The 16105-nt window shown below is 57.3% G+C and carries 12 protein-coding genes; 4 read left to right on the forward strand and 8 right to left on the reverse strand.

The annotated features are described in order from the left end of the window. Positions 1 to 1176, reverse strand: a 1176-nt coding sequence (locus VEG30_05750; protein ID HXZ79415.1) for a histidine kinase, incomplete at its 3' end; no start/stop codon positions are given. 285 nt (positions 1177 to 1461) lie between these two features. Here VEG30_05750 and VEG30_05755 point away from each other — a divergent pair. Continuing rightward, entirely contained in the window at positions 1462 to 1977 is a 516-nt protein-coding gene (locus VEG30_05755) for a DUF882 domain-containing protein (GenBank protein HXZ79416.1), read from the forward strand. Positions 1978 to 2080: 103 nt separating this feature from the next. Here VEG30_05755 and VEG30_05760 read toward each other — a convergent pair whose 3' ends face one another. Next, entirely contained in the window at positions 2081 to 3820 is a 1740-nt protein-coding gene (locus tag VEG30_05760) for a L,D-transpeptidase family protein (GenBank protein HXZ79417.1), read from the reverse strand. Between the two features lie 199 nt (positions 3821 to 4019). After that, complete coding sequence (locus tag VEG30_05765; GenBank protein HXZ79418.1) at positions 4020 to 4295, reverse strand: PilZ domain-containing protein; 276 nt, start codon at positions 4293 to 4295, stop codon at positions 4020 to 4022. Positions 4296 to 4575: 280 nt separating this feature from the next. Between VEG30_05765 and VEG30_05770 the strand changes: the two genes are divergently transcribed. Next, complete coding sequence (locus VEG30_05770) at positions 4576 to 6492, forward strand: serine/threonine-protein kinase (protein ID HXZ79419.1); 1917 nt, start codon at positions 4576 to 4578, stop codon at positions 6490 to 6492. Between the two features lie 89 nt (positions 6493 to 6581). Here the strand turns inward: VEG30_05770 and VEG30_05775 are convergent, their stop codons facing one another. Further along, positions 6582 to 7310: a response regulator transcription factor gene (locus VEG30_05775; protein HXZ79420.1), complete on the reverse strand. Its 729-nt coding sequence runs from the start codon at positions 7308 to 7310 to the stop codon at positions 6582 to 6584. Beyond that, complete coding sequence (locus tag VEG30_05780) at positions 7307 to 8212, reverse strand: HAMP domain-containing sensor histidine kinase (GenBank protein HXZ79421.1); 906 nt, start codon at positions 8210 to 8212, stop codon at positions 7307 to 7309. The genes VEG30_05775 and VEG30_05780 overlap by 4 nt, the downstream gene beginning before the upstream one ends. Positions 8213 to 8441: 229 nt before the next feature. On the opposite strand from VEG30_05780, the gene VEG30_05785 reads away from it, so the two are divergent. Beyond that, a complete protein-coding gene (locus VEG30_05785; GenBank protein ID HXZ79422.1) occupies positions 8442 to 9446 on the forward strand; it encodes a hypothetical protein in 1005 nt (334 codons plus the stop codon). Positions 9447 to 9539: 93 nt separating this feature from the next. Here the strand turns inward: VEG30_05785 and VEG30_05790 are convergent, their stop codons facing one another. Next, a complete protein-coding gene (locus VEG30_05790) occupies positions 9540 to 10451 on the reverse strand; it encodes a fatty acid desaturase (protein HXZ79423.1) in 912 nt (303 codons plus the stop codon). 329 nt (positions 10452 to 10780) lie between these two features. Next, a complete protein-coding gene (locus tag VEG30_05795; protein HXZ79424.1) occupies positions 10781 to 14596 on the reverse strand; it encodes a discoidin domain-containing protein in 3816 nt (1271 codons plus the stop codon). A 435-nt stretch (positions 14597 to 15031) separates the two neighbouring features. Between VEG30_05795 and VEG30_05800 the strand changes: the two genes are divergently transcribed. Then, positions 15032 to 15220, forward strand: a complete 189-nt coding sequence (locus VEG30_05800; GenBank protein HXZ79425.1) for a hypothetical protein — start codon at positions 15032 to 15034, stop codon at positions 15218 to 15220. 37 nt (positions 15221 to 15257) lie between these two features. On the opposite strand, the gene VEG30_05805 is transcribed toward VEG30_05800, so the two are convergent. Further along, the gene (locus tag VEG30_05805; protein ID HXZ79426.1) at positions 15258 to 16076 is read right to left on the reverse strand and encodes a DUF1223 domain-containing protein; all 819 of its coding nucleotides are present in this window, start codon (positions 16074 to 16076) and stop codon (positions 15258 to 15260) included. Between the last annotated feature and the right edge of the window lie 29 nt (positions 16077 to 16105).

Raw genomic sequence — 16105 nt, forward strand, 5'->3', positions numbered from 1 at the left:
GTGATCCTCAACTTCGAGCTGTAACGCGTCCGGCAGAAACTGAAGCCGCACCCACGCCTGCCGGGCGCCGGAATGCCGCGCAACGTTGTTGAGAGCTTCCTGCAGGACGCGATAAATATGGATACCCGTGCTGCCATCCACGGGAAAGGGCGTGCCTGACTTTTCATAGCTTATGACAATTCCGGTTTGTCTTTCCACCGTGGGCAGGTACCAATCTAGTGTGTTCTCCAGCCCCGACTCGTCGAGGGTCACGGGATGCAACGCCTGCGAAAGGGTGCGGACGTTATTGAGCGTAGATTGGGTAATTTCCGAGACTTCACGCAGTTCGGAACGCAGCGGCGATCCCTCAGGAGCATGATTTCCCGCCCGCGAAAGCATGGATCCGATGGCGGTCAGGATCTGGCCAAATTCGTCGTGCAGTTCCCGCGAAATGTAACGCAGGGTAGATTCCTGAGTGGCGATCAACTTCTGCGCCAGCTCGCTGCGCTGTTCGGAGAGCTCCGCCAGTTGCGTAAACAGCCGGCGGTTCGAACGAATCAGATAAAGGCTGGTGAGGGCGATAGCAATCAAGGTGGCAGTGAGAAAGAAATACACCTGCCGTTGAACGCGGCTATAGATCTGGTTAATGCGCTGCGCCGCCAGTTCTTCGCTCTCATTATTTTCCACCAGTAAACGTGCTACCGCTGTGCTCAGGGCCGCCTGGCGTGCCTGCAGGGAGAGCCGGATCTGCGTGCGAGCCTCGGCTTCCTTGCCATCACGGGCCAGCGCGAAAATACGATCCGCGGCATCCCAGAACTGCGCCAGGGAGTTGCTGAGAAACTCGCGTTGCTCGGGCGTGCGCGTAGTCACCGCCAACTGCTCCTCACGGCGTAGCGCGTCTTCAAGATCTGTACGCACACGTTGAAACTGCGTTGCCCAGGCGGTGAGCGGATAAGGCTCATCGGCGTCGAGCATGTCGCGCATGGCTAAGGCGAGGGAATTGAGGTCGTTCTGGATGCGCAGCAACTGGAGGGAATCTTTCCTATTGCGGTCAACCAGGTTGGTCTGTAACTCACGCAAGCCGGAGATCTGGCGCGTAATGTACCAGGAGTAAGCCACCACCGCCGCCAGCGTAATCAGCAAGCCCAGCAACAGAGCGGTGGCCGGTGAGCGGCCGGGCGCAGAGGGACGCGACACGCCCCGAGGATACAATGCAGGGCAAGTGGCTGTCATAGGCCGATGAGGGGAGTGCGGGGCGGTAACGCCAGCGGTTGGCGGGACCCCATCGACCGTAACGGCATCCTGACTCTTCCTGATAGACAGGCGTGCAAGCGGACTGGGATAATTAAGCATTGATCAGGCCCGCTGGCCGTCGCAAGCCACGGGCCTGGATGTTTCAGGGGATATTTGTTAATGGCGATCAGTACCTTACGGAAATTTCAGAAACGCGGCATTTGCCTTGGCTTGATTCTCATAGCATCAATGGCTGTTGTTGCAGCGGGTCCTGCCACCTCAACGCCTCCAGTGAAGGTAGTGACAACCAGTACCAGCCAGGAACATCGGCTGATTCTCTTCCACACTCATACTGGCGAGAGCCTCGACATCGTCTACCGTCGTGGTGACGAATACATCCCCGACGCACTTGCACAGCTCAATGATTTCCTTCGCGACCACCGCACCGGCGACGTCCATCAGTACGACCCACGTGTATTCGATCTGCTAAGCGATCTCACTGCCGCAGTTGGAAAACCGGGAGCGGAAATCGACATTATCTGCGGCTATCGCACGCCCTGGAGTAACGAATATCTGCGCACGCACGGCCATGGAGTCGCCCAGCACAGCCTGCATATGCAGGCGATGGCGATTGATATCCGAATTCCTGGCGTGAAGACCTCGGAACTGCGCGACGCAGCCCTGGCGCTTCACCGTGGAGGCGTGGGCTACTACGCCGCCTCGGACTTCGTCCACGTCGACGTGGGACGGGTGCGGCGCTGGTAACTCGTTTTTTCTAATAGCCGATAATCATCGGAAGTCAAGGCCCCGCCCAAGCTGCGCTTGAACGGGGCACCCTCAGAATTATTGTTCGACTCCCCAAATCACTCTAGCCAGGATAGGGGTAGCCTTTCGCCAGCACCACCTCCAGGTCGCGGTCGTGCCCATAAATATCGTCGAAGAATTCGACATCACCGTTTTCGAGTACCACGGCAGTCGCGTACACGATTAGAACTGGAATCTTCTGCTTGAGATTAACTTGCACCGGCACGGTACCGTCTATTGCCGCCTGGATCTTCTGCCGCGTCCAATCTGGCTGGTCCTGTAAAACCCACAGCGCCATGGTCATGGGATCCTCCACGCGTATACAGCCATGAGAAAAGTCGCGACGCGAGCGGGCGAACAGTTCGTGCGCCGGACTGCCGTGCAAATAGACGTTGTACTGGTTGGGGAAGATGAACTTGGCCGGACCGAGAGCATTCTCAGGGCCGGGCCGCTGGCGGATGGACAGCTTTCCCGAGCGCAGCTGTTCGAGAACTTCGTTACTCACGTGGGCGGAGGCCACTACCTCCCCTTTGCTGTTGTAGGCCTCCAGATCGTGTTTTGCCAGGTAGTCGCGGTCCTTGGTGAGCTTTGGGACCATTTCGCTGCGCTGGATGCTGGGGGTTACGTTCCAATAAGGACGAAAAATCACATATTCCATGTTGTCAGAGAATACTGGCGTTTCGCTGCGATAGGCCCGGCCGACCACCACATTCATCGTCAGCTCTACGTGGCCCTCACGGTTCACTCCTCGCACGCGAAATTCCGGAATGTTGACCACAACTGGCGGACGCGGAAAATCATGCGGAACCCAGCGCCAGCGCTCCAGCGTGAGTTCAAGCTGATGCACTCGCTGGCTCAGCGGCACATTGAGTTGTTGGACCGTGGCCGCATTAATGCGGCCGTCTGTATCCAGGCCGTGTCGTTGCTGAAAATGCTTGACGGCATCAACCAGCGGTCCCGAGTAAATATTCGAGTCAGGAGGGACCTGGGCATCGGCGGGAAGGTCACCAAGCAAGCGCAGCAGGCGCGTGAGGCGGGGTACCCCGGTATAGGGCTGCCCGGGCGGGATCGGCTTAGCAGGCACGGGAAGCGCCTCTCCATCGTCCTGGCTGGCCAGCTTGCGATAGATCTCCAATGCTTTCTGAGTGCGCTGATATCCGGGAAAAGGAGGCTCGACATGTGCCAGGGCTGTGGTGATGTCAGTTGCGGTGAGCACCTGCTCGCGTACCAGGTCAGGAAGGTCGTATTTCTTGTGCTCGATATCAAACCCGAAGTGAAAGTAGTGGGGATTGACTCTGCCGATATGCAGATCGGAGATATAGCGCATGAGGCAAACCGTCAGGGCAAGATCGAACTCGGCAAGGTCGATGTCCGCGGGGGCCGAGGTTGCTGGCCGAAGCTTGTCTACGCGTGCCGCCCAGCGCGAACCGTCATAATCCTCCGCATGGAGACCCTTATTGTCGGCATTTTGCAAGACCGCGATCACTTCGGTCGCCTGCGGCGTCGGCTGTGAATTACGGATCCAGGCGAGGGCGTAATTGCTTGGACCGTAGAAGTGCTGAACGTGAGCACGGTAGTCGGAAAAGTTCGGCCACTTAAGGCTGGCCAGCGTTCCGGCATCGATCCAGGAACGGAACGTAGCGTCGCCAGCACTCGATAAGTGCTGGTCGGCTTGCGATGAACCAGACGCCTGATTGTTCGGCCCGGCAGCCTCCACCTGATTTTGTGTGCCTGCCTTCCGGGCGCATGCCGCCGAGATTCCTACCACCAGCAGCAACAAAATTGTGGACTGCGACCTCTTCATCAGATTTGCCTCCGGGGAATGGCTGCATAGAACATTTCGCGGCAATACATGCTGCAATCCGAGAATGAATATTGGCGACGGCTCGCGAACCTGCAACTTTAACTGCGGTTTCGTCTGGAAACCGAACGAATGAGCTGATTGGGCCCATGGAGACTGTGACGGTAGGGTTATCTTAAAGGCGGGTGTCGAGGTTCACAAGCTAGAGCAGGCGAAGGCCGGACATCACCAACTCTCCGACGGACCAGTTCCAGACCACCTCGGTGTGGAGATCGTCACCGGCGAGCGAGACGCGCAAGCGGCGTCCGGGAGGCAGTTGTTTGAATTGGTGACGAATGCACAGGCCGCGCTGGCTGCGATCGACCAGAAACGCGGGAAATTCTACGTGCCCGTCTGTTTGCTCGACCACGACGGTTACAGGCTCGCAGGCTGGTGTGCGCGGTTCGCTGCGTCTTTCTACCGCTTGGGTACCGATCACGGGTTGTGGGCTTTCTTCCATGACCGTTGGGGAAACGATAGGTCAGTCGATCCAGCCGGGCAACACACGAACGTCGTTGGCCGAGCGACAGGACTAAACGCCAAAACAGTCAATACACAAAACCACTAGCTCCATATTTTTGTTACGGTTCTGGGCAAACTGCCAAATCAGGATAGTCTCAACGTTACTTCAGTTACCGCTTCTTCCCTATAGAGACAAGCTTGTTGAGGAGTTCAGCGTTACTCTTAGCTCTGGCACATCCCCGGCCAAGCGTGGCCATATGCCCACAGGAACTCGCGGCGGCGTGTCTTTAGGAAGATACGAAATCCTGGCCGAATTGGGGCGGGGAGGCATGGGTGTTGTCTACCAGGCCCACGACCCCAAAATTAACCGGCTGGTAGCCATTAAAACCGTTTCTCTGGCCGCTCTCGAAGTCGACGAAGAAGCCGAATATCGGGAACGGTTCTTTCGCGAGGCGCAGGCCGCAGGCCGCCTATCCCATCCCCGCATTGTGACCATCTTCGATGTAAGTGAGGAAGGCACGACTCGCAGTCCGTACATCGTGATGGAGTACGTACCCGGTCAATCGCTCAAGAAATTGCTTTCTACGGCTCCGCAAGGCCTGCCTTGCGATACCGCCCTGCAGCTCATCGAAGAACTGGCGGACGCTCTTGGCTATGCGCATGGTCAAGGGGTGGTGCATCGCGACATCAAGCCGGCGAACATCATCGTCACCGAAGATGGGCACGCCAAGATCACCGACTTTGGCATCGCCAAAATGGATCTCACCACGTCTACGAAGGCGGGAGAGTTGCTTGGCACGCCGGCCTATATGTCGCCGGAGCAACTGCGAGGCGCCGAGGTAGATGGCCGATCTGACCTGTTCTCTTTGGGAGTGGTTCTATACACGCTCTTGACCGGCCACAGGCCTTTCCAGGGCGATGGAAACAGCACGGTTCAGTTCAAGGTCATGCATCGCGCCCCTCTGCCGGCGGCCACCTACAACATTGCACTCCCACCCCAGGTGGACAGGATCTTGAGCCAGGCCATGGCCAAAGATCCCGCCCGGCGGTATCAGACAGGCGCGGAAATGGCAACGAGCATTTGCCAGGTGCGGCAGGAATTGAGCCTTGGACAGAATCCAATTCCCGCAGTCCTGCCTGCAAGCGTGAGCCATGTCTCCGCAAGGCCAGCGTCTCAGAGTGTCGCGACGACAGGGTCGCCTGCGGCCCGCACGATGCGGGTCGGGGCCCGAGGGCTGCTGGCCGACACCCAGAGGTCTGCCTGGGCACGTCTGTTGCAGCTATGGCGAACCGATTCTGTAGTTCAACAGATCAGGAAATGGCAACAGCTATGGGTGCGATCCGCACAGGCTTGGGGTAAGAAATGCAATCTCTCCATCCGCAAACTGCTGACCACGACTCCCCCGATCTCTCCTAAGTGGTATTTCGCGCTTCTTAGTTCAGTTTTGTTGGTTGCCGCTCTAACGGTGAGGGGAGCGCAGCATCGTTCGTCGCGGGCGATGCCGGCCGGAGCCGCACACTCGGCCGTGAAGATGCCAAACAGTACTGGTTCGGTGGCTGCGCCCGGGATACCGATGCAGGCAGCCAACTCGACGAAACCAGCAAGCCAGAAGCCTGCAGCCGACGCCAGGGCTTCCGTCCAAACGCATTCCCAACTGCAGTCAGAGAGGAACACTGCCGGGCACGTCACTGGCGCTAAGAAGGGCTCTCCGAGGCCGGGCAATTCGGGGGCGGATCTGTCCGCGATGGCGTCTAGTTCCGTCGCCAGCACACCTGGGTTAGAGGCGGAGCCCTCCGCAGCTCCGCAGGTCACCAAGCCAGTCGCATTCATTCCGGCGCCTGCGCGAGTTGCTCCTGCCACCCTGGAGCTGGGAGTTGAGCATCAGCTCGCCGAAGGCACCATGACTATATGGATCGATGGCGCGAAGGTATATAGCGATACATTCCAGGGAGACGTCAAGAAGCGCCTGGGCATCTTCCGGAAAATTCATGGGGCATTCGCTCATGAACTCACGGTATCCGCGGGCAAACACCGGGTGCGGGTGAGGGTGCAGTCGGCCGACGAGAAATATGATCAGTCCAAAGCGATAGCGGGCAACTTCCCCGAGAATGGGAAAATCGTGCTCAATATCAAGTGCGAGAAGAACAAGGACATGCAGATCGCGCTGGATTGACCGAGTCGGGTTATTTTCACTAAACAATTTCTGTGAGATCCGATGGCCTCGCCTATTTCTGATTTTGATAGCGAGGTATGGTCCCTGCTCTATCCTTTCGGATTGGGTACGAACTGGTATCCCAGTCCCCTGACGGTGAGCAGATAGCGTGGCTTGCTGGGGTTGGGTTCAATGTAGCGGCGCAGGCGCACGATGAAATTGTCGATGGCGCGGGTATCGGTATCCTCGCGCAAATTCCAGACATCTTCCAGAATCGCCTTGCGCGAAACTGGGCGTCCGCTGTTGCGAATCAGGTAGCGCAAAAGCTCCAGCTCCATCAAGGTGAGCTGGATTACCTGTTTTCCGCTGCGCAATTGCAGATTCTGAAAGTCGACTGTCTTACCCTCGAAGGTGAATAGGTCAGGCGGAGCTGAGGAGGACGCCTCTGCGGCGCCGTTATTTTGTGTCCAGGTCTTACGGCGCAGCAGGCTTCCCAGGCGCGCTGTGAGAATGGCGAGATTGAAGGGCTTGGAGAGATAGTCGTCGGCGCCGGATTCGAACCCTTTGAGCACATCTTCCGGGCGGCCGAGAGCGGTCAACATCAGTACGGGAATATAGTTCTGAGCTGCGCGCAACTCGTGTGCTACGGCGAAACCATCTTTTCCCGGCAGCATGACGTCCAGAACCAGGGCATCGAAGTTTTCTTTGTTCTGTAGCAGCCTGGCCAGGGTATCTTCGCCATTGCTGCTGACAGCAACGAAATAGCCTTCGGCCTCCAAGTTAAAACGCAGCCCCTCGGCAAGGTGAGCTTCGTCTTCGACTACGAGGATGCGGTTCATACGCGATAGATCCTGGGGAAGCGCAAGGTAAACGTACTCCCGTGGCCTTCGCCATCGCTCTCGGCGAATGCTTCACCTCCGTGGCGGCGGGCAATCGAGCGCACGATGAATAAACCCAGTCCTGTGCCCTTCACCTGACCCGTGCCCGGGTGGGTTACACGATAGAAGCGCTTGAATATGCGTTTCAGCTCTCCGCGCGGAATGCCAATGCCGTTATCGCGCACGCGCAGCAAGACGGTGTCGATGTCGGGCGTGAGGATGTCAACGACAATGTCCTTTTTCTCGCCCGAATATTTCACCGCATTGTCAAAGACATTGGCCACCGCGGTGCGGAGTTCGTCCGAGTTTCCCAGCAGTGTCACGCCCTGGGGCAGCTCAGTTCCGAAGCGCAGCGTCTCCGGCTGCAGGTTGTGGCGGAGGCGCGCCAGCTCCAGGGCATCGCGCACCAGGCTGGAAAAATCCACTTCGCGCCAATTCTTGCTTCGCGTCCCGTGGCGCTCCTCGCCGGCTTTCAGGACCTGCTCCACTGTTCCCAGCAACCGCTCGGTATCTTCCAGCATGACGCGGTAGAACTGCTGGCGCTGCGCCTCCTCCAGATGGCGCCGCTCCAGCGTCTCCAGGTAAAGGCGTATGGAGGTGATGGGAGTCTTCAGCTCGTGGGTGACGGCGTTGAGGAAGCTGTCCTGCTGTTCGTTGCGGCGGATTTCCCGGACGAGGAAGATCGTGTTGACTACCAGGCCGGCGATGATGACTCCGAAAAAGATGACTCCCAGCACCAGGGGAACAATTTCGCGCCAGTTAAGGATGATCCAGCCAACATTAAGCGTTACCGCCAGCCCCACCAGGCAGGCGCTCAGGGTGATGAAGAACGCGATCGTCTTGCCGCGGCTGGCTATGCGCATGGGAATCAGCCAAAATTGTAGTAGATGGGCCGGCCCCAGAAGCAAGAACCGCAGGGGGCGCCTGCGGTCCATGGCATTCACGAAATGTCGAAGCGATTAGGTCCAGGTGGCCCACTCAAGCTTTCTCTTGCTTCAGTGGGTATCTGTCTCTGGCAGAAGCGCTGGTACGAATTCAAGATCAATCGTCAGTTTTGTGGAAAAGCTGCGTTATATTCCGCTGAGGTGACAAATGGTCAACTGGATCATCGACCAGATCGTGCATTTCGACTTCAGACGGGATACCGTCAAGAACGGCCTGGCCCACTTCGGTTTCTATGACAGGCGGGGCCGCTACTTCGCAGTTCTTCACGCGAAACACTTCATGGGCCTCGCTGGTGAGAACGATCGCCTTAAGTGGACCGTCGCGGCAAAACCAGTGTTCGCTGACGTGCCGAACATTCAGGCGCCCCTCGAATTCCCCATGTACGTCGATGTTCTGCACGATGAAGCGCTGGTGGTGTCGAACTTTAAGACTGCCGAGTTGTACCGCATCGATCTGTCCACAATGACCGCGCGGCTGCTCGTTGATGGGCATGCGCTCGGCATGGTGAACATGGGCAACTGCGTCGTCGATGCGGAGGGTTACATCTGGGTGAACGAGGTAAGCGGTTGCCGACTCTGGCGGTTCGACTCAGGTGGCCACTCCGTCGAGGTGCTCGGCGATGGAACTTTCGGGTTTCAGGCGGATCCCGTACCTTTCAGCGGGTCACGCTTTAGCTGGATTTACGACATACGGCGAGGTCCGAATAACACAATCTATTTGCTGGACAGCCGCAACTTCGCGGTCCGTGTTATCGATATAGCCCGGCGCTGCGTAACCACGATCGCGGGCGATGGCCAGCCGGGATATGAGGGTGACGGGAGAAACGCGCGAATTGCACGTTTCGGCGGGAATCCACAGGCGAAGTTCGATGGTCCGATCGCCCTCTCAGTGGACGAGTATGGGAACGTGTACATCGGTGACCGTTTCAATCACGTCGTTCGAATGATCGATGGCGTAACCGGGGTCATCTCTACGATCGCAGGCACCCAGGACGTCAATGAGGAGCGGGCGAACGACACCAACGAGCGCGACCCTCTACGCCTCAATCTGCCGAAGATCGGCAGTATGGACTACCACGATGGTCGCCTCTTCGTGCCCACGAATTTGACTGCCGATTCGGGAGATCTTATTGTCCTCCACCGAGTTGCCTAAGAGGGGTGGGGAACTAACCCCATGCTCTCTCTTACCCCTCAGGCGATTGAGGGGGCAGGCGCGCTCTTCTAAGATGGCTTCTTAAGTTTGCGGCTAGTCGCCCGAGCCGGCTGTGACTAGTTCTTGTGCGGCCGGAACTGGGAGAGCGGTTGGGAGAGCCGGACTGGATTCCGGTTCGGGCTTGAGCTTAGGCAGTTTAATATCCCAGGCCAGCCCGAGCTTACTCATGCACCAGATGCCGTACCAGTTGATATCGACTTCGTACCAGGCGAGTCCGTGCCGCGCGGATTGCGGGTGCGCATGATGGTTGTTATGCCACCCTTCCCCGAACGTAAGGATAGCTACCCAAAAGCTGTTCTTGGAGCTGTCACCGGTGAGGAAGCGCTGCGTTCCCCACATATGGGTGGCTGAATTCACCAGCCACGTGGAATGCAGGCCCACCACTGTGCGCAGAAAAATGCCCCACATCAAATATTTCCAACCGCCGATCGCCAGAATCACTAACCCCAAAACAGTGATGGGCACCCAATGCCATTTGCTGATCCAGGTATGGAATTTGTCTTTGCGCAGGTCCGGAACATAGGGCAGCACGTCGACAGAATTGTTGTGCATCGCCCGGCCGGTGATGATCCAGCCCATGTGGGACCAGAAGCCGCCGTCGTGGGGGGTGTGGGGATCGCCTTCCTTGTCCGTGTTCTGATGATGCACGCGGTGCGTCGCCACCCAGAAGAAAGGCCCGCCTTCAAGAGCGAGAGTAGCGCATGTCGTGAAGAAGTATTCCACCCACTTGTAGGTTTTGTATCCACGATGGGTGAGCAAGCGGTGATATCCCATTCCGATGCCGAGGCAGCCAGAGACAAACCACAGAAAAGCCGCCAGAGCCAGCCCCTTCCAACTGAACATGAACAGGGCCACAATGGCTCCTATGTGAAAGATCACCATAAAAAAGGTGGTGATGGGGCTCAGCGGCTCGCTGAACGTACGATCGTGCTTAAACCATTTCATCGTTCTTGGTCCTCTTTGCTGTCTTTGGGACTTATTTCTGAATTTCGCAGAGCAGATTCTGTCGGCTGATGTAGCGAGGCTATCAGGAGGCTGCGAGAGCGTTTGTAATACTTCTGTAATTGGTGCCGGGTATTGCAGCACGAAAGGGCGGGATCGATCGATTGCATTGTGTGTCCCATGCCACGCCGCACTTACCGCAAAGCTGTCTCATAAAACCAAAGTAGTAAACATTCGAGCTCCGCAAAGCTACGGAAGTCCGGGCTTTAGCGAGCTACTGACGCATCGGGTTACCCATTTATGAGACCGCTTCTGATTGCTGACTGCTTCTTTTATTGCTGCAGCATGTTCAGCTCTGCCATTGAGGTCCAGGGACCACCATTGATCTCGCCGAGGGCGCGAAAACGGACATAGCGGGCAGCCAGAGGCGCGGCGAGCAGCACCTGCTTCTCTGCCGCGTCGGTCGAGTTCGTAATGAGCGTTCCTGTAGCGGAGGCAGCACCCCAATTGACGCCGTCGGTGCTGACATAGAACTCGAAGGCAGTGATTTTGCCTCGGGCCTTTCCGTCCTGACGCGGAAGATAGCGGAATCCGGCGACATTGTAAGTGGCGCCCAGGTCAATCTGAATCTCATGGGGCAGGTCTGGGCTTCCGCTGCAGTACTGGGTCTGCCACATCGAACTAAAGTTTCCATCGAAAGCGTTCGTGGCAGCGTAATTGCCGCAGTAGGTTTCCTGGCTATCCGCATACAGCAGCTTCCAGCCGTTCTGCGGGATCGACCTAGGAGATGATCCGGGCGGCGGCGGTGGGGGCGTGTTTACCACCGTCAAGGTGACGGAAGCATTTTTGCCGATATTGCCGCCAGTCGCTCCCACGTTCAGGGTGTAAGTGCCGGGTGCGGTGTTCTGGCCAACAGAAATATTCATGGTCGAGTTGCCCTGGCCCGGAGCGGGAATCGAAGCCGGACTAAAGGTGGCGGTCACTCCTGCCGGTTGGCCGCTCGCGCTAAGGCTGATGGCGCTGTTGAAGCCTCCGGTCACGGTAGTAGTCACGGTCGAAGTTCCGGAACCGCCGGGAGAGACCGTTACGGCAATAGGGTTAGCGGCGATGGTGAAGTCGGGCTGCGGCGCTAAGGACGTAACTCCCAGCGTAGCGCTGGCACTGGAGTTGTTGTAGCTTGCGGTGATTACTGAGCTCGTGGGGGAATTGACGGCGGTGGTAGTCACGGTGAAAGTCGTGCTCGTCTGACCTTGCACGAGGTTCACCGCAGCGGGGACGCTAGCCACACTAGGGGTCCCGCTGGAAAGGCCGACCTGCGCACTACCGGCAGGAGCTGCTGCGCTGAGGGTGACGGTTGCCGTCGAAGAACTGCCTCCGGCTACGGAGCTGGGAGTAAGCGTCAAGCTCGCCACGGTTGGGTTGCTGTTGCCGCCGCCGGAGGTGCTGCCGCTCGCCAGCACGTTCAGTTCTGCCACATTGGTCCACGGACCGCCGTTCACTTCACTGATCGCTCGCAAGCGCACGTACCGGCCGGAGACTACAGTGCTGAATGTGACCGACTTCTCGGACGAATCGGAGGCACTGGTGATGAGGTTGCCAGAGGCCACTGGCGAGCCCCAATTCGTGCCACCGAGGCTTACATAGAATTCGTACTGTTTGATGTTGCCTCTGGATCTGCCGTCCTGTCGCGGCTTGTAGCGAAAACCGGAGATGGGATAAGTGGCTCCGAGGTCGATCTGAATCTCATGCGGAACGGATGGACTGCCGTTGCAGTACTGGGTTTGCCACATCGTATTCGGGTCGCTGTCAAAGGCATTGGCGCCGCCGTAAGATCCGCAGACGGTCTCCTGATTGTCAACGTAGAGCAGTTTCCAGCCACTCTGGGGAATTGGTCCGGAAATCTGGGGAGGCGGAGGCGGTGGAGGCGGCGAGCCTGGGGCTGTTACCGAAAGCGTTACATTCGTGCTGTGGTTTACTCCTGTGCCCACTCCATTCACAGTGACCGCGTAGGAGCCGACGGGGACGCTTGCGCCAACGGTGAAAATCAAAGTCACACTGCCGCTGCCAGGCGCAGGCAGAGCGGACGAACTGAAGCTTGCGGTTGCTCCCGACGGCAAGCCTGAGGCCGAGAGCGTCAGCGCTGACGAGAAACCGCCGCTGACTGCAGTGCTGATCGTGGTGGAACCATTTCCGCCTTGAGGAATACTCACAGAAGATGGATTAGCGGAGATGGAGAAATCGCCAGCGTTTGTGACCACATAAGTGCCGTTGATGCCACTGGCGTACGGTGCGTTTGCTGCCACAGTTGTGAAGCTATAGGAGCCGCTGGCTGTGCCCGGAGACGAAGTTAGAAAAAGCGTCGTTTGTCCGGTCGCTCCGGGAGCCAGGGTCAGTGATGCATTCGTAAAGGTTGAGGTGAACCCGTTGGGCAGGAAGGCCCGCATAGTGAACGTAGCGGGATTGCAAGTGTAGCTGTCCTGGTCAGTTACCGTTACTGTGAACTGAACAGTGGTGCCGGGCGCAACCTGAGCACTTTGCGATGGAGAAATGGTTATCGCGGGATTCGCCGGAGCGCAAGCCGGAGGATTGAGAGTGACATTGACCACCGCCCCTTTGGCATCGGCCTTGACCGTTGTGAGTGAAACACCGGAAGTGGGATCGCTGAAATTCTCTCCCACTGCCAATGCGGCCGTATAGAACGTGGTGTCCTTGGGGTTCATATTCAGCAGATATAGGTTGTTGGGAGAGGAAGGATCGCCGCTGTGAATCAGCACTCCCTGCGTGGACGCAGGATATGGGCTGAGCACGCTGTCGAATCCCAGATCCTGACGGTATTCAGCATAGTAGTAAGTCGTGAAGCCAGTGCTGGGATCGACGCTTTGCAGCAGCTTCAAAGCTTTCGGTCCCGGTGAAAGGTCTTCATAAGGCGCAATGGTGTAAGTTCCGCTGCTCTGGATGAACTGTATGGGCAGGGAGGACCCATAGTTCAGCCATCCCAGCCGCTCTTTCTGAAAGGCATTGAAGTGTCCAGCAACCGTGTGGCCCATGATGTCAAAAGCATCGCCATACTCGATCTTCGTGCAGTTGCTGCCGAGAGTGAGGCCACCGCAATCCAGTGAGTGAGAATGCAGGAGTCCAAACTGGTGGCCCATTTCGTGCCCTACGACCTGCAGATTCATGAAGCCGTTGACCCAGGCATGACCGGGTGAACCGCCCAGGTTGGCCAAGCCCTCCCAACCGCACCCTGGAATATTCGGGAACGCGTATATGAAGTGGTTATAGTTGGAGAGAATCGCGCCTGCATTGATTGCAGCCGCCTCGCCCTGGCTCTGAATCTGAGCAAAATCACAACTGCTGCTACTCACCGCAATGGTGAACCAGCCGAACACATCCCCAACCAGCCAGGTCTGATTTTGAGAATTCTCCATATAAAAGCCATTGACCTGATTGAAGACCACATCCTGCGTGGTAGGTACGTCAAAGGGCTGGACCGGATTATCTTGGAAGTTCACCAGGATGACGATCGTGGATTGCACCCCAAAGGTGTTAGTCAATGGTGCCGGTGTTCCGCTGGCTGCGGTCTGAGACAGGTTTTGGGGAGCAAGGTTCTGCGCTGATTCCATCAGCAGGACGTTTCCCAATTGCTTGCCTTGAACCTGCACCATCGCACCGCTGAGGATGTGTTCCGGCGGATTGGCAGCAAAATAGAGTTCAAGCTTCTGATCCCGAGCCTTCAGGAAATAGCGCATGCGATGGCGGTCGGCGTAATCCTCCACCATGACTTCGAGTTGTCCGCTGTGCCTGGCATCTGTCTCCACAAATGGCTTGGCGGATTCGTGCAGCGTCGAAACTACGTCAGGAGGAAGGCTGAGACGCAGTGCGTCTGCGGGCGAGGTGGCCGCCAACTGCAGCCAAAGCTGAGAGCGGACGCGTGCCAGAGCCTCAGCCTGATCGCCCAGAGTTTCGGATTGTGGCCGACCTGAGGGCTGGCGCTGACTGAGCTGAACCAGCGAATGCGTCAATTCTTGCAGCCGAGCAGCAGTCTGCTCGCTCGATTCCTGTGAGGTCGCTACTCCCGCTAGCAGCCAAAGCGGAACCAATCCACCGATGATTAGCTTGGAGACGAGAGCGAACGCGCGACTACGCATATGCAACTACTCCTCATGCTGTGGCCGTTTGAAGGAAGGAAGAACGACGCCAACTTCGAGTTCTGTACACCTGAGAAGTGAATGGAAATTGCTGGAGAGTCCCGTGGCACAACTGCAGATCCGGTCCGCGCGCTTCAGCCCTGTCCATTCTGAATACCTCCCCGGCGTGCATGGGGCAAACCAGTGGCTGGAACAAAGCCGCCCTTACCTTTGAGTTTTGAAAGGGACCCGACTCGAAGCCCAATTGGAAGCCGAGTTGGCACAATCATAGCGCCGAATAGTCGCCACTCATTAGCAATTTGCGCTTTCCTGGATAACTAGAATTGTTCGGGGCCGAATTGGGCTGAACCGCTTCTGGTTCGTAACGTCGCGAAACTACGCGAGCGGTCTAAGCGATCAGGAGCGATAATCTAGTAATGGCTAGGGAGGATGATTATGGCGAGCGAATCCAAGTCTGCAGTGTCAAAACAAAAAGCCCAGGCCGCGCAACAGGTGGCCGATGCGCATCACTTACTGACCGCCTTACGCGAGCGGCTGGAGAAGCATCCAGAACTCGATCAGGCGATCCTCAAACTGGAGCAGGCGTTGAATGTGCTGACGCTCGAAACCGGCGGGATGTTGTAGGTGTATGTTTAGGAATGGGCCCTACGTTTTTTCTTGGTTAGTGATAATTCAGCGCAGCTGCTCCCAGAATTTCTCCGCTTTCCGGTTGCTGAACAAAGACAACAACTCGCAGATTCTGCAGTTTCCACTGGGGATCGATGGGGACTTGCAGATTCTGGCTGAAATTCCCGTCCCGGAGCTGACCTAAGTCACGTAGAGACCGCACCAGCGCGGGATGATGCAACACCCTTCCGCCGTTCTCACCACCAGCAACAGATGTACTGAGACCGCTTTCCGTAAGCGCCAAGAATACTCGCGCATGACCAGGACCAGCCTGATGAACGTCTATGGCAAGCGACCTCGATCCTGGCAGATCGTTATCCGCAGTATCCGCAGCTCCACCTTTGCTCTCAGGTAACGACGCAGTTGCGTACGTCTTCCAGATCAGGCTAATCTTCGCCGGCTTCGGTTTGGTTGCTGCCTGAGCAATCTTGCGCAGGACTACAGCCGAATCACTTCCGACGGTTTCAAAGCGCCCGTCGATTACCAATTGCGGTGTGTAGACCGAATTCAGCGAAAATCTGGAAGCATACTGTCCTTGCCGCCGGGTGAGTGCATGAGACGAGAAGCGGTCGTTCCAGCCCAGATCGTTCCAGTAATCGACGTGTTCAGCAAGTGCGATGATCTCGGCTCCCGCAACCGCGCCCGGCTGTTCGAGTTTCATCAGCAGAGCATCTGCCGGAGGACAGCTCGAGCACCCCTCAGATGTGAATAGTTCCAGCACTACGGGATTGGTTACCTGGGCATTCGCTGGGTTCGTAAGCACGAGGGATGCAACCAGACCCGATAGGAGCGCCATGGTGCGAAACACTCGCATGCCAGATTGGACGCGCTTGGAGGGTCAAA

The sequence above is a fragment of the Terriglobales bacterium genome (assembly GCA_035624455.1).
Lineage (GTDB): Bacteria > Acidobacteriota > Terriglobia > Terriglobales > Acidobacteriaceae > DASPRM01.